Source organism: Tropicimonas sp. IMCC6043 (assembly GCF_004146235.1).
Lineage (GTDB): Bacteria > Pseudomonadota > Alphaproteobacteria > Rhodobacterales > Rhodobacteraceae > Tropicimonas.
The window spans coordinates 241,641-259,389 of record NZ_SELO01000002.1 but is presented as its reverse complement, the minus strand read 5'-3'; the positions used below and the strand labels follow the sequence as shown (position 1 = coordinate 259,389).

At 66.4% G+C, this 17,749-nt stretch carries 17 protein-coding genes; 8 read left to right on the top strand and 9 right to left on the bottom strand.

Annotated features, from left to right (window positions below; all coding sequences use genetic code 11):
• Positions 1-7 precede the first annotated feature (7 nt).
• Entirely contained in the window at positions 8-964 is a 957-nt protein-coding gene (locus EU800_RS03500; RefSeq protein WP_129628605.1) for a DMT family transporter, read from the top strand.
• 10 nt (positions 965-974) lie between these two features.
• Here EU800_RS03500 and EU800_RS03495 read toward each other — a convergent pair whose 3' ends face one another.
• Positions 975-1,673, bottom strand: coding sequence for an RraA family protein (locus EU800_RS03495; protein ID WP_129628603.1), 699 nt, complete (start codon positions 1,671-1,673; stop codon positions 975-977).
• A gap of 446 nt (positions 1,674-2,119) precedes the next feature.
• Here EU800_RS03495 and EU800_RS03490 point away from each other — a divergent pair, with 446 nt between their 5' ends.
• Positions 2,120-2,854 carry an SDR family oxidoreductase gene (locus EU800_RS03490; RefSeq protein WP_129628601.1) on the top strand — a complete coding sequence of 245 codons (735 nt, stop codon included), beginning with the start codon at positions 2,120-2,122 and terminating at the stop codon, positions 2,852-2,854.
• Here EU800_RS03490 and EU800_RS03485 read toward each other — a convergent pair.
• The 5 genes from EU800_RS03485 to EU800_RS03465 all read right to left on the bottom strand — a co-directional run bounded on the left by EU800_RS03485 (position 2,851) and on the right by EU800_RS03465 (position 9,048).
• Positions 2,851-3,786, bottom strand: a complete 936-nt coding sequence (locus EU800_RS03485; protein WP_129628599.1) for a DMT family transporter — start codon at positions 3,784-3,786, stop codon at positions 2,851-2,853. The genes EU800_RS03490 and EU800_RS03485 overlap by 4 nt on opposite strands.
• Positions 3,787-3,896: 110 nt before the next feature.
• Positions 3,897-5,387 carry a UxaA family hydrolase gene (locus tag EU800_RS03480; RefSeq protein WP_129628597.1) on the bottom strand — a complete coding sequence of 497 codons (1,491 nt, stop codon included), beginning with the start codon at positions 5,385-5,387 and terminating at the stop codon, positions 3,897-3,899.
• A gap of 105 nt (positions 5,388-5,492) precedes the next feature.
• Positions 5,493-7,124, bottom strand: a complete 1,632-nt coding sequence (locus EU800_RS03475) for a TRAP transporter large permease subunit (RefSeq protein WP_207209843.1) — start codon at positions 7,122-7,124, stop codon at positions 5,493-5,495.
• A gap of 1 nt (position 7,125) precedes the next feature.
• On the bottom strand, positions 7,126-7,929 hold the full coding sequence (locus EU800_RS03470; protein WP_129628595.1) for a TRAP transporter small permease subunit: 804 nt from the start codon (positions 7,927-7,929) through the stop codon (positions 7,126-7,128).
• Positions 7,930-8,034: 105 nt separating this feature from the next.
• Positions 8,035-9,048: a TRAP transporter substrate-binding protein gene (locus EU800_RS03465; RefSeq protein WP_129628593.1), complete on the bottom strand. Its 1,014-nt coding sequence runs from the start codon at positions 9,046-9,048 to the stop codon at positions 8,035-8,037.
• Positions 9,049-9,278: 230 nt separating this feature from the next.
• On the opposite strand from EU800_RS03465, the gene EU800_RS03460 reads away from it, so the two are divergent.
• The 6 genes from EU800_RS03460 to EU800_RS03435 all read left to right on the top strand — a co-directional run bounded on the left by EU800_RS03460 (position 9,279) and on the right by EU800_RS03435 (position 14,306).
• Positions 9,279-9,968, top strand: a complete 690-nt coding sequence (locus tag EU800_RS03460) for a GntR family transcriptional regulator (protein WP_129628591.1) — start codon at positions 9,279-9,281, stop codon at positions 9,966-9,968.
• A gap of 40 nt (positions 9,969-10,008) precedes the next feature.
• Positions 10,009-10,242 (top strand): hypothetical protein, encoded by a 234-nt coding sequence (locus tag EU800_RS03455; RefSeq protein ID WP_129628589.1) that lies wholly within the window; start codon positions 10,009-10,011, stop codon positions 10,240-10,242.
• Positions 10,243-10,275: 33 nt separating this feature from the next.
• The gene (locus tag EU800_RS03450) at positions 10,276-11,802 is read left to right on the top strand and encodes an aldehyde dehydrogenase (NADP(+)) (protein WP_129628587.1); all 1,527 of its coding nucleotides are present in this window, start codon (positions 10,276-10,278) and stop codon (positions 11,800-11,802) included.
• A gap of 194 nt (positions 11,803-11,996) precedes the next feature.
• Positions 11,997-12,635: a ParA family partition ATPase gene (parA, locus tag EU800_RS03445; protein ID WP_129628585.1), complete on the top strand. Its 639-nt coding sequence runs from the start codon at positions 11,997-11,999 to the stop codon at positions 12,633-12,635.
• A gap of 76 nt (positions 12,636-12,711) precedes the next feature.
• Positions 12,712-13,488, top strand: coding sequence for a DUF6635 family protein (locus EU800_RS03440; RefSeq protein WP_242500390.1), 777 nt, complete (start codon positions 12,712-12,714; stop codon positions 13,486-13,488).
• 47 nt (positions 13,489-13,535) lie between these two features.
• Positions 13,536-14,306: a TIGR01458 family HAD-type hydrolase gene (locus tag EU800_RS03435; RefSeq protein WP_129628581.1), complete on the top strand. Its 771-nt coding sequence runs from the start codon at positions 13,536-13,538 to the stop codon at positions 14,304-14,306.
• Between the two features lie 10 nt (positions 14,307-14,316).
• Here the strand turns inward: EU800_RS03435 and EU800_RS03430 are convergent, their stop codons facing one another.
• From EU800_RS03430 to pdhA, 3 genes are read right to left on the bottom strand one after another with little or no spacing between them, the layout of a single operon-like run.
• On the bottom strand, positions 14,317-14,565 hold the full coding sequence (locus EU800_RS03430) for an acyl carrier protein (protein ID WP_129628579.1): 249 nt from the start codon (positions 14,563-14,565) through the stop codon (positions 14,317-14,319).
• Complete coding sequence (locus EU800_RS03425) at positions 14,562-15,755, bottom strand: dihydrolipoamide acetyltransferase family protein (protein WP_129628577.1); 1,194 nt, start codon at positions 15,753-15,755, stop codon at positions 14,562-14,564. Before EU800_RS03425 ends, EU800_RS03430 begins: the two co-directional genes overlap by 4 nt.
• 3 nt (positions 15,756-15,758) lie before the next feature.
• Positions 15,759-17,747, bottom strand: coding sequence for a pyruvate dehydrogenase (acetyl-transferring) E1 component subunit alpha (gene pdhA, locus EU800_RS03420; RefSeq protein ID WP_242500389.1), 1,989 nt, complete (start codon positions 17,745-17,747; stop codon positions 15,759-15,761).
• Positions 17,748-17,749: the final 2 nt, after the last annotated feature.

The following is a 17,749-nucleotide window of genomic DNA, read 5'->3' as shown; positions in this document are numbered from 1 at the left end:
GACATGGATGAGGCGGTGGAGACAGGACGCTAGCCTGGACGCACGCGGTCCGGTCGGCGAGGTGACCATCGAAGGGGCGCAAAGCACCGGTAGCCGGCCGCTGCTCGGGGCCGCCTTCGTCACGCTGACTGTCTTGCTCTTCGCGGTGAGCGACGTGATCACCAAGATCCTGACGGAAAACAACCCCGTACCGGTGATCGCCGCCATCCGCTACCTGACGGGTCTGGCGATCCTCCTCGCGATCCTCGGCCCGCGGATGGGCGCGCGGCTCTGGCAGGCCGAGCGGCGCTGGCTGGTCGTGCTGCGGGCATTGTCGATGACCGCCGCGTCGCTCTTCATCGGGCTGGCGTTCAGCCTGCTTCCGGTGGGCGAAACCGTCGCGATCATGTATCTCGCCCCCTTCGTCGTGCTGGCCCTCGCGATCCCGATCTTCGGGGAGAAGGTCACGCCGATGGGCTGGTTCCTCGCCGTGCTCGGCTTTTCCGGCGTGCTGATGATCCTGCGCCCGGGGGGCGGGCTGAACCCGGCAGGTGTCGCCTTCGCGCTGATCAACGCCGGCTGCCAGGCAAGCTTTCACCTGCTGACGCGGGCATTGGCGCGCCGCGAGAGCAATCTCTCGATGCTGTTCCACCTTATGCTGGTCGGCTCGGTGGTGTTTTCGGCGATGGCGCTTCCCTCGCTTGACCGCACGCTGCCGACGCGTGCCGATTTCGCGTTGATGGTGCTCCTCGGCCTCGTCCTCACCGTCGCGCATTTTCTCTTCGCCGCGGCCTATCGCGAGGCGCCGGCAGCGCTGGTTGCGCCGCTCAACTACCTGCATCTGGTCTGGTCGGCGCTGCTTGGCTGGCTCGTCTTCGCCTACCTGCCGGACGGGTTCACCCTTCTCGGCATGGGGCTGATCATCGCGGCCGGGGCGAGCCTTGCCTACAGGGCCCAGGCTGCGAAGCCGCCGCCCGCGCCCTGAGGCAGGGGCCTCAGTCGACGACCACCGCACGGCCGTCGGCGATCATCTCCTCGATCGCCTGCATGTGGCAGAAGCCGTCCCTGACCTTCGCCTCCAGCTCTGCTTCCAAACTCCGCACCCGGGCGACGCGCGCAATCACCGCGTCGATCTCGGCATAGGGAACCACCACCACGCCGTTCACATCGGCCACGATCAGATCGCCGCTTTCGACCCGCTGGCCACCGACAACGGCGCCGAAACCGACCCGTGCGGGACCGTTGGAATAGGGCGAGTTGGGGCTGAGGCCGGTGCACCAGGCTGGCATGCCCGCCAAGACGATGCCGGCATAGTCGCGCATCTCGCCATCGGTGACGAAGGCGGCCGCCCCCTTGTTCTTCAGCATGCCGCAGAACTGGTCGCCGGCGGCGGAGCAGTTGCGGTGACCATGGACTGCGGAGACCACGATGTCGCCCGGCTCGAGGATGTGCAGCGCCCCCATCGTGGCGAGGATCTCGGCCGGTCCGTTCTCTGCAACCAGGGCCGGTCCCACGGCGCGGCAGTCGAGGTCGCGACCGTCGCCGATCGCCCGGATCTCCGAGGCCATCGCGCCCTGTCCGCGCATCGCGTCGCAGACGAAGCCGGTGGGCAGGTCGCGGAAGGCGTCGATCTGTTCCGCAGTGGGGCGCGGAAAGCTGCGGCGCAGGGTCAGGATTGGCGGTTCTTCGATCATGGCGACCTCCCGGGTCAGACTTGGTCAGTGAGAAATTGCAGCAGGTCGAGCGTGCCCATTCCCGCGCCGATCGCCCAGACGACACCAAGGCGCAGCCCGGCGACGTTGGCGGCGAGCGCAAGCGCGAAGCGGATAGGATCCGGCGTGCCGCCGGTCGCCGCGGGTCAGACGACGCGCGGCGCCACCAGAGCCGGCGTATGGTCCCTCAGAGCATCTCTGCGCCGCGCAGTCGAGGCTGGTCATGTCGGATCCTCTCCCGAGTTCCGCGAATTTGCCCTTGCATTTGGTATACCAAGCGGGAAGGCTTGCTCGAGAGGCGGCGACGGGCAGGCGGTCCGGCGACCGCTCGCGCGGAGGATCACGACGGCCGGCAGATGCGCGAAGGTGCGGCTCTGCACCCTCGGATTGGGCAGTGGCGCACTGCGGCAGGAAACAGGAAGGACGGCATGAAGAGCATCATCATCACCGGAGCCGGCTCCGGAATCGGGCGCAGGACGGCAGAGGTCTTTCTCGACGCGGGATGGCGCGTCGGGCTGGTGGGCCGCCGCGCCGAGGCGCTGGACGAGACCGCGGCGGGCCGAGACACCGCGTTCGTCCTGCCATGCGACGTGACCGACGAGGACGAGGTCGACGCGACCTTTGACAGCGCGAAGCACCGCTGGGGCCATCTCGACGCGCTTTTCAACAATGCCGGCGTTAGCCTCAAGGGTGCGCCGATCGACGAGATCGCCGTCGCCGACTGGCGGAATCTCATCGAGGTCAACCTGACCGGTGCCTTCCTTGCCGCGCGCGCCGCCTTCCGCATCATGCGCAACCAGGCGCCGCAGGGCGGGCGGATCATCAACAACGGCTCGATCTCGGCCCATGTTCCGCGCTGGGGTTCGACGCCCTACACCGCTTCGAAACATGCGATCACCGGTCTCACCCGGACGATCAGCCTCGACGGCCGGCCCTTCGGCATCGCTTGCGGCCAGATCGACATCGGCAACGCCACCACCGACATGGGCAGCACGGCCGCGGCCGGCGTGCCGCAGGCCGATGGCCGCATCGCCGTCGAGCCGATGATGGACGTGGAGAACGTGGCGCGCTCGGTGCTTCACATGGCCTCGCTGCCGCTCGAGGCGAATGTTCAGTTCATGACCGTGATGGCCACCAACATGCCGTTCATCGGCCGCGGCTAGTCGCGTTCAGAGAGCGACTCCAGCACCTCGAGCGCGGCGCGGCGGCGCTGCCGGGTCTTGGCGCGCTCGCGCTGCCAGATATAGAGGCCCGAGGCGATGATGATGAGGCCGCCGGTCAGGGTCCAGATCGTCGGCCATGTGCCGAAGATCAGGATGCCGGAAAGCGAGGCGAAGAAGATCTGCGAATAGATCATCGGTGCGAGAATCGAGGCGTCGGCCCAGCGATGGGCTGTGGTCGCCGCGATATGGCCGAGCGCGCCGAAAGCGCCGATGGCCAGCATCACGCCCCACTCGAGCCCGGTCTCGGGCCAGACCCAGACCCGTGCGGCCAACGGGAAGAGCACCAGGGTCGCAAGCCCGGAGGACCAGACCTGCTGGGTGGCGTTGGTCTCCACGCCCGCGAGCATGCGCGTCATGATGAAATAGAGCGAGGCGATGAGCAGGGTGCAGAGGCTGAGGAACATCGCCGGGTGGAACTCGACGCCCCAGGGTTGCACCACCACCAGCACGCCGAAGAAGCCGACGCAGACGGCGAGGATGCGGCGCAGGCCGACCTTTTCGCCGAGGATCGGGATCGCCAGCAGCGTGACCGCGATCGGGCCGGCGAAGGCGATGGTGGTGGTCACCGTGATCGGCAGGAATTTCAGCGCGGCGAAATTGCAGACCGTCGAGCCCAGCAGGAAAAACGAGCGCAGGAACTGCTTGCCCGGTGCGTTGGACCGGAACACGCCGCGACCCTCCTGCGGCAGGTAGAGTGCGAGCGCATAGGCAAAATGGCCGGCATAACGGCAAAAGACGATCTGCAGCACCGGCATCCCGGCCAGGCTCAGCCACTTTGCCGAGCTGTCGATGCAGGTGAAGAAGGCCACCGCCAAGGTCATCGTCACGACGCCGGCAGCGGTTCGTTCTTCTCTTGGACGGACCGAACTCATGCGGGACCTACGCGAGCAGACGGAGGTCGGCCGCAAAAGGCCGGCCCGCCGCGGGTGCGGCGCCGCTCGTTCGGTCAGATCTCATCGCTCAGTGCTCCCCGGTTGGTGCCCTACATCACCGCGCCGATCAGCCAGGGCACGAACTCGTGGTCCCCGAGCCCCTGCGCCTCGGATTTCGACGCCTCGCCCGAGGCCATGCGCAGCCACATTTCGTAGATCTCGCGGCCGACCTCCTCGATACTGGCGCCATCGCTCAGGATGCGGCCGGCGTTGATGTCCATGTCTTCGGTCATACGCTGGTACATCTCGGTGTTGGTGGCAACCTTCATCGTCGGCGACGGCTTGGAGCCGAAGGCCGAGCCGCGGCCCGTGGTGAAACAGACGAGGTTGCAGCCCGAAGCTATCTGGCCAGTGACGGAGGCCGGGTCGTAGCCCGGGCTGTCCATGAAGACGAAGCCCTTCGCCGTCACCGGTTCGGCATATTTGTAGACGCCCGTCAGCGGTGTCGTACCGCCCTTGGCGGCCGCGCCGAGCGATTTCTCCAGGATCGTCGTCAGCCCGCCCCTCTTGTTGCCGGGCGAGGGGTTATTGTCCATCGAGCCGTGGTTGCGCGCGGCGTAGTCCTCCCACCAGCGGATCAGGCCGACGAGCTTCTCGCCGACCTCGCGACTCGCCGCGCGGGCTGTCAGCAGGTGCTCGGCGCCATAAATCTCCGGTGTCTCCGCCAACACGCCGGTGCCACCCTGCGCCACCAGCAGGTCGCAGGCATGACCGACCGCGGGATTCGCGGTGATGCCGGACCAGGCATCCGAGCCGCCACATTGCAGCGCCACCATCAACTCGGAGGCCGGGCATTTCTCGCGCCGGGCCTCGTTCACGACGGGCAGCATCGCCTCGATCTTCGCAATGCCGAGCGCGACGGTCTTGCGCAGGCCGCCCACGTCCTGAATGTTCATCTTCTGGAAGAGCGGCCCCGGTTTGAGCCCGTAGGCTTCGATGATCCAGTCGATCTGGTTCACCTCGCAGCCCAGCCCGGCCATCAGAACCGCCCCGATATTCGGGTTACGGGCATAGCCCCACATCACCCGTTGCAGCGCCTCGAATCCGTCGCCCGAACTCGCCATTCCGCATCCGGTGCCATGAACGAAGGCCACCACGCCGTCGACATTGGGGTAGGAGGCGAGCCTTTCGGGCGTGAAATGTGCCGCGATCAGATGCGCCGCTGTGGCTGAGCAGTTCACCGAGGTCAGGACGGCGATGTAGTTGCGGGTCCCGACGCGGCCGGTGGCGCGGCGGTAGCCCATGAAGCTGTCGGTCGTCTCCGCCGGCGTCGCGGGGCGCAGGTTGGTGGAGAACTCGTAGTCGGCATCGACATTGCGGAACTCGAGATTCTGGGTGTGGACATGCGCGCCCGGCGCGATGTCGCAGGCGGCATAACCGATCACCTGGGCAAACTTCCGAACCGGCTGCCCCTGGGCGATGGCCTCGGTGGCGAGCTTGTGTCCGCGCGGAATGCTCTCGAGCGCGCCCTCGTCGCCCTTTTCCAGCGCCGTGACGGCGGTGACCACATTGTCTTCGGGGGAAAGTCGAACCGTTTTCATGCTACCGGAATCCCATTACTGGCGCGAGACGCCGCTTCGGCCGGTCGAAGCCGAACGCGCCGCGAGGGCCAGGGCGGAACATCCGCCCCGGCGTGTGGTTTGATCCTACTCGAGGAAGAGCGTCACGATCGGCGGCCACGCCAGCATGACCAGCAGAGCGACGAGCTGGAGCATGATGAACGGCAGGAAGCCGCGGAAGATCGCCACGAGCGAGATATGCGACGGCGCCACCGACTTCAGGTAGAAGGCCGCGGGGCCGAATGGCGGCGACAGGAAGCTCACCTGCATGTTCATGGTGAACAGCACGCCGAACCAGATCGCCACGTGCTTCGGGTCGAGCTGGCCAAAGAAGCCGAGCTCCGGCACCGGCAGCTTGAGCACGATCGGCAGGAACACCGGCATGATCAGCAGCACGATCCCGATCCAGTCCATGAACATGCCCATCACCAGGAAGATCAGCATCATCACGAAAATGATGCTCATGGTCGGCAGTTCCGCGGCGACGATCATGTTGGCGACATAGGTCGGGCCGCCGGCGAGCGTGTAGGCAGCGGCCAGCGCCGAGGCGCCGATGGTCACCCAGATGATCGTGCCGGTGGATTTTAGCGTCCGCATTAGGCTGTCCCAGACGATGTCGAAGGTCATCTCGCGGCGGATCAGGCCGATCGTGAAGACCGCGATCACGCCCATGCCCGCGGCCTCGGTGATGCCGGTGATCCCCATATAGATGGAGCCGAGCACAACGCCGATGACGATAATCGGCGCGATCAGGCCCTTGCCCATCTCCCAACCTGCCGCGGTGCGTTCGCGGCCGGCCACGAAGAGCATCAGCCCGAGCGCGATCACGAATGCGCCGACGATGTAGGGGATGTCGGAGACCATCCCGAGGGCGATCGGGTCCACGTTCTCGATCACCTTGTTCTGGCCGGTGATCGTGAAGAACAGGTTGCGCACCAGCATCGCCCCTGTGATCCACAGCGTGAAGCGCGACAGGAAGCCCACGAACATCAGGAACTTCTCCATCCCCTTTGGCGCGTCCGGGTCTTCTTCCGGAAGCGGCGCCTGGTCAGGGTCGAGGCGGGTGCGCACGATGATGTAGATTATGAAGAACGAGGCCAGCATGAAGCCCGGCAGGAAGGCGGCTGTGAAGAGCGACTTGATCGAGGTCTCCGTCACGAGGCCGTAGAAGATGAGGACGATCGAGGGCGGGATCATCGTGCCCAGCGAGCCGGAGGCACAGATCGTGCCGATCGCGAGGTTCTGGTTGTAGCCCAGGCGCAGCATCTGCGGCAGCGCGATCAGGCCGAGGAGCACGACTTCGCCGCCGATGATGCCGGACATCGCCGCCATGATGACCGCCATCAGCGAGGTCACGATGGCGATGCCGCCTCGGGTGCGGCTAAGCCACTGGTTGAGCGCGTTGTACATGTCGCGCGCGATGCCGGAACGCTCCAGCAGCGAGGCCATGAAGATGAAGAGTGGCACCGATATGAGCACGTAATTCGTCATCTGCCGGTAGATCGCCTGACCGAGCACCGAGAGCGGTCCGCGCCCGAAATCGCCGAAGAGCATCTCGGGGCCGAATTTCATGACCAGAACGGCGACGGCGAGGAAGGCCGAGGCGAAGCCGAGCGGCATCCCGATCGCCAGCAGGAAGAACATGCCGGCGAGCAGGATGATGGATAGCGTGGCGACGTCGGTGACCTTCATCCACGCGAAGAGTTCGAGGAATTCCATCTCACTTCTCCAGCGACTGGCGGATATGTTCGATCTCGATCTCGTCGACCTCTGCGCCGCTATGATGCTCGGGGAGCTTGTTCCAGTCTGCGATCAGGTTTGAGACCGCCTGGATGGCAACGAGGACGATGATGAAGAGGATCGCGGGCTTGATCACCCCGGGGATCGGCGGATCCCATGCCGTACCGAAGGTTTCCATCCGCAGCAGGCGCGTCTTGGCGTCGTTGTATCCGCCCCAGACCATCGCGAAGGTGAAGGCGAGGACCAGCAGCACGGACAACACGTCCGAGGCCTTTTGCATCCAGCGCGGCATCATGTCGTAGATCACATAGATCCGGATATGGCTGCGCTGCTGCATCGCGTATTGCCCCGCGAACAGGAAGATCAGGGCGGCCACCCAGAGCGAGAGCTCGTTGGCCCAGAGCGTCGGTTTGGTGAAAAGGTAGCGTGCGACGACCTCGTAGAACATCACCAGCACGACGGCGGCGACAAGGATCATCGAGATGCGCGCGAGGATGAGCGAGAAGATGTCGAAGAAGCCGTCGGGCTCGGGCTCGATGTCGCCCTTGAAATCCGACAGGTAGATCCCGGCGGAGATCAGCGATCCGAGAATTGCGAACAGTGTGACGGTCACAAGCGGCCGTCCCGCCGGTCGGATCATCTCGTGCATCCCGATCGCGTCGGCCGTGAAGATCTTGTTGAATACCAACCAGGCGTAGAGCAGGATCGTAAGCCCCACAAACGCCATCATGATCAGCCGGACAGGCTTGCGAAGCGGTCCCAGCCACAGACTTTCGGGTTCCATGCCCCTCCTCCTATTCGGCCGCAGTGTGTTTTCTGTGCAGAACAGGTGAGCCCCCTCGGGACTCACCTGCGATCCGGTTGGTCTGGATCATCGAGATACGCTAGGTCAGTCGATCAGGCCAAGCTGTTTCAGGTAGACCTTGTGGCTTTCCAGCAGGTCCGCCGCCTCGGGCGAGCGGGTGGCCCAATCTTCCCAGGTTTCCTGGGCAGCCTTGCGATACGCGGCGCGGTCTTCCTTGGACCAGTCGTAAAGCGTCACGCCTTGTGCCTCGAGCGCGGCTGCGGCTTCGGCGTTGTTTTTCTCGTTGGACAGCGCAATGTGCAGGCTCAGCTTCTGCCAGGCAACGTCCATGATGCGGCGCTGAGATTCGGTCAGGCCTTCCCACACGTCCTTGTTGCAGGCCAGGTGGTCGCCGGGCATCGAGTGGAAGCCGGGATAGGTGGCGTGCTTGACGATCTCGTAGATGCCGAGGCCGACGTTGTTGGCAAGGCCCGAGGCGTCCGTGCCGTCGATGATGCCGGTTTCAAGCGCGGTGAAGATCTCGGTGAAGTCCATCACGATCGGCGTGGCGCCGAGCTTCTGGAAGATCTCGGTTTCCATGCCCGGGGGCGAGCGGAACTTCCAACCCTCAAGGTCTTCGATGCCGGCGATCGGCGTCGAGGAGGAGAGCGATTCCTGGCCGTAGATCGACCAGCCGATCAGCTGCATGCCCTGAGCATTGTACAGCTTTTGTGCGGCCTCGTTGCCGCCGCCATAGTAGAGCCAGGAATACTGCTGCCACGGGGTCTCGTAGCCACCCATGAGGTCGCCGGTGAACTGGAAGGCCGGGTTCTTGCCGGTCTGGTAGGCGCCGCCGGTGGCGTCGCAGTCCAGGATGCCGTTGATCGCGGCGTCGAAGGTCTCGGTGGTGGCCACGACCGAGGACGAGTAGAACATCTCGATGGTGATGTCGCCGTTCGACATGGTCTGCACGTCGTCGGCCCACTGCGCCAGCAGCTTGCCGCTCGGGTGCTCGGTCGCGTAGTGCGTCTGCACCCGCAGGGTGACCGGGTCGGCCATCGCGGCCGCGGCCACCAGCGCGGTGGCGGCACTGGTGATGAGTGCTGTCTTCAGTTTCATATTGTCTCCTCCCGAGGCGGACACTTTCCGCCAAGTATTGATCGCCTGGCGTGCTGCCCGGCCTTGATCTAGCTGACGATGGTATACCATCCGCGCCTACGCTAGCCAAAGCAGTGTCGACAATCAATCCATTCTGGTATACCAAAACTGAGACATTTCCTCCCGGCCCCTCCCACCGGAATGGTGCACAAGCTTCGGAGTGGGCCCAACACGCCCATGGAACGGCACAAATGGCTGATGAATCGCTCCCGCAGCAACTCGCCCGGCAGATCAGGCGCGACATTCTGCGCGGCAAGCTGGTGCCCGGTGCGCCCATCAAGGAGCGCGATTCCGCGTCCGAGCTTGGTGTCAGCCGCACACCTATGCGCGAAGCGATTCGAATCCTCGCGCAGGAGGGACTGGTCTATCTCCGCCCGTCGCGCAGCCCGATCGTCGCAGCGCCAAGCATCAAGGAAGTGGTCGACCAGGTCGAACTCCTGATCCTGCTGGAGACACGCTCCGCCGAGCTCGTCTGCCAGTTCGCGTCCGACCGGGAGATTGCCTCGATCGCCGACATCGTCCGGTTGATGTCCGAACGGTTCGACGCAACCGACCCGCTCGACATGTTCGAGGTCGACATGTCTTTTCACAGCGCGATCGCCAAGGCGTCCCACAATGCGCCGATTGCCGAGACGCATCAGCGCTACCTGCAACGTGTCTGGCGCGCGCGCTACATGGCGGCGGTCCAGAAGCGTAACCGCGACAAGGTGGTCTGCGAGCACCGGGAGATTGCCGACGCCCTCGCGGAGCGTGACACCGCGGCGGCCGCGCACACGATCCACGGCCACCTGTCGCATCTGGTGTCGGATATCCGGAACGCTCTGGAAGCCGAGAACGCCGAGCAGACGGGCAAGGCCAGGAAGTCGGGAAGACCAGAATGACGAAGCCGCGGCATCGGCCCAACGACGAGGATGAAGGAAGATGCAGGTGCCCCAGGTGGTGATGCGTGCCGCGCAGCCGGACGACCTCCCAGACGAGGCAAGGATGTCCGGCAAGTGCATTGTCTTCAGTCAGCAGGACATTGTCTCCGCCGCCTTGCATCGGGTGGGCAGAAGAATGTCACGGCGGCGCGGATTGAAACCGTCCGGCGAAACTGCGAAGACCTTCGGCAACAGTGAAACCGATCCAAGAGTTCCCGCGCGCGCCGGTGCATGACACCCCGGCGAAGCGCGGCAGAAAGGAGTTCCCATGAACATCGCGGCCCCCTTCAAGCCCCACGGAAAGCATTTCGTCGCCGGCGAAAAGCGCGCGACCGAGGCGCAGTTCTCCTCCGCCCCGGCGCATGGTCCGGCGCATTCCTTCTCGGTCGGAACCGTCGAACTCGTGGAAGCGGCCTGCACCGCCGCCGAAGAGGCGTTCTGGAGCTATGGCTACAGCAGCCGCGAGGATCGCGCCGTGTTCCTGGAGACCATCGCCGATGAGATCGAGGCCCGCGCCGATGCGATCACCGAGATCGGCAGCCAGGAAACCGGCCTGCCGGAGGCGCGCCTCCAGGGCGAGCGTGGCCGCACGGTGGGGCAGCTCCGCCTCTTTGCGTCCCATATCCGCGCCGGCGACTATCTCGACCGCCGCCACGACGCCGCGCTGCCCGACCGCGCGCCTCTGCCGCGGCCCGATCTGCGGCTCATGCAGCGGCCTGTCGGCCCGGTCGCGGTGTTCGGCGCCTCGAATTTCCCGCTCGCCTTCTCGGTTGCCGGGGGTGACACCGCGTCGGCGCTTGCTGCCGGTTGTCCGGTCGTGGTCAAGGGGCACTCGTCGCATCCCGGCACGTCCGAGATCGTCGCCGAAGCTGTCGCCGCGGCCGTTGCGACCTGTGGCCTGCATCCCGGCGTCTTCTCTCTGATCCAGGGCGGACGGCGCGATGTCGGCACGGCTCTGGTGCAGCATCCGCTCATCAATGCCGTGGGCTTCACCGGGTCGCTCGCCGGCGGCAAGGCGCTCTTCGACCTCTGTGCCGCGCGGCCGCGACCGATCCCGTTCTTCGGCGAACTCGGTTCGGTCAACCCGATGTTCCTCATGCCAGCCGCGACGGCGTCCCGCGGCGCCGAGATCGGTGCGGGCTGGGCCGCCTCGCTGACCATGGGGGCGGGGCAGTTCTGCACCAATCCCGGCATTGCCGTGGTGCTGGAGGGCGCCGATGGCGAGCGGTTCGCCGAGGCTGCCCGCGAGGCGCTCTCGGCCACCGGCGAGCAGGTCATGCTCACCGACGGCATTGCGCAGGCCTATCGTGAGGGAAGCGACCGCGTCGCCGCCGGGACGGGCGTGCAGGCATTGCTGACCTCGACCTGCAACCTGCGCAACGCCGCGCCCTATCTGTTCCGCACCACCGGACGCGACTGGCTCGCCAACGACGCGCTCGCAGAGGAGGTGTTCGGCCCGCTCGGCCTGATCGTCACGGTTGCCGACACGGACGAGATGCTGAGCCTCGCCCGGTCGCTCGTCGGCCAGCTGACCGCGACGATCCACATGGATGCGGAGGATACCGACGCGGTCCGGGCCCTGATGCCGATCCTCGAACGAAAGGCGGGCAGGGTGCTTGCCAATGGCTATCCCACGGGTGTCGAGGTTTGCGACTCGATGGTCCATGGCGGGCCATATCCGGCATCGACGAATTTCGGCGCCACCTCGGTCGGCACCCTCTCGATCCGGCGCTGGCTGCGCCCGGTCTGCTACCAAAACATGCCGGAGGCGGTGCTTCCGGAGGATCTGGTCTGAACCGGAGGCCCGTCTCCCGATGTGACTGAAGGGAGCGTTTGGCCCGGATCGGCGGTTCGGGCCAGCCGCCACGGCGCGGCTCGCTACCCGACTCCCTGAGCTATAGCGGCGTCCGACCCGTTGTGCATGCGCAGCAATTGGGTCACGATACGCCGACGCGGCAGGAATCGCGGCGTGGCCACGGGGGGCAGGCGATGGCGGGATACACGATAACGGTGGCACAGCAGAAGGGCGGCTCCGGCAAGACGACCGTGGCCGTCAATCTCGCGATCCACCTTCTGTCACAGGGCCATTCGGTGGCAGTGCTGGACACCGACCCGCAGGGGTCGCTCGGCCGTTGGTTCATGCTGCGCCATGAGGCGACCGGCGGGGACACTGGGCTGGAATTCTCCACCGCCTCAGCCTGGGGCGTCGGCTACGAGTGCGACAAGCTCCGGAAACGCAATGATTTCGTGATCGTCGACACGCCACCCAAGGCGGACAGCGATCTGCGCCCGGCTCTGCGCGAGGCGGATCTGGTGATCGTGCCGGTCTCGGCCAGCCAGCTCGACCTCTGGGCGACCGAGGCCGTACTGGACCTCGTCGACCGGACGCGCAAGCGGGCGCTGACGGTGCTGAACCGGGCCCGGGCCGGAACGCGGCTCGCGGGCGAGATCGTGGCCGGGATGGACGGGCTCGCCGCGCCCGTGGCAGCCACGGCGCTCGGGAACCGGGTGATCTTTGCCGAGGCCTTGGGGCAGGGATTCGGCGTGACCGAACGGCAGCGGAGCGGCGCGGCGGCGGCGGAAATCGCCGCGCTCGCCGAGGAAATCGTTACAATGCTGGAAAGCTGACCGAGTCGGCACAGCAGGCAGGGAGTGGCCCGGAGGGGCACTGGAGATGGTGGGCAACGGGAACGACCAGGAGAGAGTGAACGCCTTCGTGAGGCGACATTTCAGCCTGCGCGGATCGCTCAGGCTGCACCGCGCGGCGCTTGGCAGGGACCTGCTCGCCGCGCCGCTCAACGTCGCGCTTGCGCCGGTCTTCCTGCTGACACGGCTGGTGGCCATGGCACTCGCTCTCATTGGCCTCCGCCGCGCCGGGCGATGGCTCCTCGACCGCCCCATCTTCATCCATTCCGCGTTGGCGCGCCGGCTGGAGCGGCACATTGAGGCGGAGCTCTGGGTGCCCCGCGCAACGGACGCCTCTGGCCTCGATGGCCGCCAGAGGCAGTTGCTGCGCGACTACACCAGCGTGCGGACGGCGGTGTCGGAGATCTTCACCACGCTGGTCCTGCTCGCCCTCGGTTTTGCGCTTTTCCATGATGCAACGCCCGGCGTCGTCTCTCTGACTCCGCTCGTCTCCGACTACGTGGCGCAGTCGACCGCCATCGCGGAGTTTCCGCTCGGCCGCGGGATCGGCAACCTCTGGTATTCCGCCTTCCCGGCTGAACTCCCGATTCTCCATGTGATCGGCCTCGGCGTCGCCCTCGCGGCCTGCGCGTCGCTGGTGACGACATTTGCGGGCATCCTCGCCGACCCGCTCCAGGCGCGCTTCGGCCTGCACCGGAAGCGCCTTCTCCGGCTGCTGGCCACCATGGATGCGGCCGGCGCACGCGGATCCGGCCTCGCTCCGGAACATGCCATCGCCCGACTCGCGGACCTGACCGACGCGGGCGTCAGCGTGGCGCGGTTCCTGCGAGGGTAAGGGCAGAGGAGCGTCATCGGGGCAAGCCGCACCGAAAGGAGGTTGGCATGACAGATGGCGTGCTTCTCGACATCGCCGGCGTGCTTCACGAGGGCAAGCGCCCCTTGCCCGGCGCCGTCGAGGCGGTGGCGCGGCTGCGCGCGGCCGGGCTGCCGGTCCGGTTTCTCACTAACACCACCCGCCGTCCAAAGCGCCGTGTGCTCGAGCGACTCGCCGCGCTGGGGTTCGATGTTGTCGACGGCGAGGTGCTGACGCCCGCGGCGGCAGCACGCGGCTGGCTCAACCGGGAAGGCTACGCGCCGCATCTGCTGGTCCACCCGGATCTGGAAGAGGATTTCGCAGACTGTGCCAAAGACGGCCCGGTTGCCGTGATCGTCGGCGATGCCGGCCGCAGCTTCACCTATGAACGCTTGAACGCGGCCTTCCGAGAGATCGAGGCTGGCGCGCCCTTCCTGGCGCTGGCCGCCAACCGCGTCTTTCGCGACGAGGACGGGAAGCTGAGCCTCGATGCAGGGGCCTTCGTGAAGGCGCTGGAGCATTCCAGCGGAGTCTCGCCGCATCTTCTAGGCAAGCCCGCGCCGGCATTCTTCCGTGCCGGCGTCGAGAGCTTTGGCTGCCGCCCCGACCGGGTTGCGATGGTAGGAGACGACGCCGAGAGCGACGTGGCCGGTGCTCTCGCGGCCGGGCTCGGCCAGGGCATCCTTGTGCGCAGCGGAAAATACCGGGACGGCGACGAGAACCGCTTCGCCCCCCGGCCGACCTGCGTCGTCGAGGGCATTGGCGCGGCAGTAGACGTCATACTCGGAGTCAGCGGATAGGCCGACCCGATCAGGCCGCCAGTTCAGCCGCCAGATAGGCCGATGCCAGGGCTGGGGTCGCGATCCGGACGTAATCGGCCTCCGGGATGTTCAGCCCGAACCGGGCGTGCAGCGCCGCGACGAGGTTCAGGACGTCCATCGAATCGAGGTCGAGATCGTCCTGGATATGGTCGTTATCGCCGATCTCGTCCGGTTCGAGATCGGGCGCGATCTTGATGAGTTCCTCGACAAAGGCCGCGCGGAAATCTTGCTCGGTCATAGCGCCTCCGGTGTTTGAAGAAGCCTGTCTATCTCAGCGAGGAAGCGGTTGGCCTGACGTCCGTCGCTAACCCGATGGTCCGCCGAGAGCGTGAATGTCGCGACGAGGCGCGGCATGACGGACTCGCCGACAATCCAGGGCCGCCGCTTCGGCGCGCCGACGGCCAACAGCGCCACCTGCGGCGGGAAGATGATGCCGGTCATCGAATCCGCCCCTTTCTCGCCAAGGGCCGAGACAGTGAGCGTGCCGCTGGTCAGTTCGGAGGAGCGCAACCGCATCGCGCGGGCCCGCGCCACGAGGTCCTTCATCGCAGCCATCATCTCGGAGAGAGCGAGCGTGTCCGCTTCCGTTATCGCCGGCGCGATCAGGCCGCCGCCCCTGAGCGCCACGGCGACGCCGAGATTTACTTGCGCTGCAGGTTCGAACCTGTCCTCGCGGTAATGACCGTTCATCTCTTGCACCTTCGCAGCGGCGAGGGCGGCGGCCTTCATGAAGAGCGCACCGAGCAGGATGCGGTTGGCAGGTGGCAGTTCGGCGTTGCGGGTAGCGAGCCAGGCGCTCGCGGCCTCGACGTCGATCACCTGACTGAGCTGGAAATGCGGGATCTCACGCTTGGAGCGCTGCATCGCTGCGGCGATGGCCTTGCGCATCTCCGCAATCGCCTCTGCCGTCTTCGAGGGTTTCGACGCGGGCGTCGTCGAGGCGGCGGCCTCGACATCGGTCAGGACCACCGCCCCGCCCGGGCCGCTTCCGCGGACGGAGGCAAGGTTAATCCCGCGCTCTGCCGCAAGGTGCCGCGCCGCAGGTGAAGCGGCGACGCCGGTAGCGCCGGGCTCAACTGGCCCGGCCTTGGGAGGCGTGGCCGGCATCGTCGCCTCGGGCGCGGGTTTTTCGGCCTGCGTCGTCTCGACGGGTTTGGAAACTGGCGCCCCCGGAGCAGACGGGGGCGCCGCCCCCTCGGCCAGGATCGTCGCCAGAGGCGCGCCGACAGGCAGCTTGGCGCCAAGCGCCGCGTCCAGCGACTCAACGATCCCGTCCTCGAAGATCTCGATCTCGATGGCGCCCTTCTGGGTCTCGACCACGGCGACGATGTCACCGCGATGGACCGTATCTCCGGGCTTCACCATCCATTCGACCAGCGTTCCGGCTTCCATGTCCGCGCCCAGCGAGGGCATCTGGAATATCCCCATGGCTCAGCTCCGTCCAAGCGCGGCCTTCGCCGCCGCGACGATCTTTGCGACTTGCGGGATGGCCGCCTGTTCGAGATGGGCCGGGTAGGGGATCGGCACTTCGGCCGAGCAGACCCGTGCGACCGGTGCGTCCATCTGCCAGAAGACCTGTTCGTGGATCCGCGCCGCGATCTCGGCGGAGAGCGAGCCGGATTTCCAGCCCTCGTCGACGATCACCGCCCGGCGAGTGCGGCCGACCGAGTCCATGATCGTCGCGTCGTCGAGCGGGCGCAGCACGCGCAGGTCGATCACCTCGGCCGAGATGCCGTCAGCCGCCAGTTCCTCGGCCGCTTCCAGCACCTTGTAGAGCGAGCCGCCATAGGTAATGAGCGTCACGTCATCGCCCTTGCGCCGGATCGCCGCCTTCGAGATGTCGACCGGCCCGGCATTGGTGTCGATCTCACCGGTCAGGTTGTAGAGCATGACATTCTCGAAGATCAGCACCGGGTCCGGGTCCTCGAGCGCCGTCCAGAGCATGCCACGCGCATCCTCGAGCGTTGCCGGCGCCAGCACTTTCAGCCCCGGGATGTGGGCGAACCAGCCCTCTAGCGAATGCGAATGCTGCGCCGCGAGCTGTTTCCCCGCGCCGGTCGCCATCCGGATCACCACCGGCACGCCGAAGGCTCCGCCCGACATGTGACGGATCGTGGCGGCGGTGTTGAGGATCTGGTCCAGCGCCAGCAGCGAGAAGTTCACCGTCATCACCTCGACGATGGGCCGCATGCCATTGGCCGCCGCGCCGATGCCGGCGCCGGTGAAGCCCGATTCGGAGAGCGGCGTGTCGCGGATCCGTTCCTCGCCGAACTCCGCCATCAACCCCTTGGAGACGGCATAGCAGCCGCCATAGGCGCCGACATCCTCGCCCATCAGGAACACCCGCTCGTCGCGCGTAAGCGCATCGCGGATGCCCTGCTTGACCGCCTCGCGATAGGTCATCTCCACCGTCTCGCCCGAAGGTGACGCCGGCACCGGATCGGGACGCGGCTCGTCCATCGTGTGCTTCATGAGGTCGGCCTCGGGCTCCCAATCGGCCGCCTCGGCAAAGGTCACAGCCTCTGCAATCTCGGCATCGGCCTCAGCCTCGATACAGGCGATGTCTTCCTCGTGGAGCAGGCAGTTCTCCAGCAGCCAGGTCTGGAACAGGACGATCGGGCCGCGCCCGCGCCAGGTCTCGACCTCCTCCTTGGTCCGGTAGAGCTGCGCGTCGAACATCGAATGCGGCCGGAAGCGGTAGGTGCGGCATTCGAGGAAGACCGGCCCTCCGGCAGAGCGGATATGCCGGATCGCCGCCCGCGCCGCGGCCTCCACGGCGACCACGTCCATGCCGTCGACGACGCGGGCCTCGATCTTGTAGGAGGCCGCCTTCAGGTGGATGTCGGTCTCCGACTCGTATCGGTCGAGCGCCGTGCCCATGGCGTAGCCGTTGTTCTCGCAGACAAACAGCACCGGCAGGCCCCAGAGCGCGGCGAGGTTCATCGATTCGTGGAACTCGCCCTCGGCCACCGCGCCGTCGCCGAAGAAGCAGGCGGTGACATGAGTCTCGCCGCGCAGGTGGTCCGCGAGCGCGATGCCGACCGCCAGCGGCAGGCCACCGCCGACGATGGCGTTGCCGCCGTAGAAATTGGTCGCCGCGTCGAAGATGTGCATCGAGCCGCCGCGCCCCCCCGAGGACCCGGCAGCCTTGCCGAACATTTCCGCCATCACGGCGTTCATCGGTACCCCGCGGGCGAGCGCCTGGCCGTGCTCGCGATAAGTGGCGACGACCTTGTCCGTCGGACCGAGAACCGGGATCACCCCGGCGGCAATCGCCTCCTCGCCGTCATAGAGATGCAGGAAGCCGCGGATCTTCTCCTGGCTGTAGAGCTCGGCGCATTTGTCCTCGAACTTCCGGATCCGGATCATGTCCCTGAGGAGCGCGAGCACGTGGTCGCGCGTCAGGTGCGGTTTATCCATCG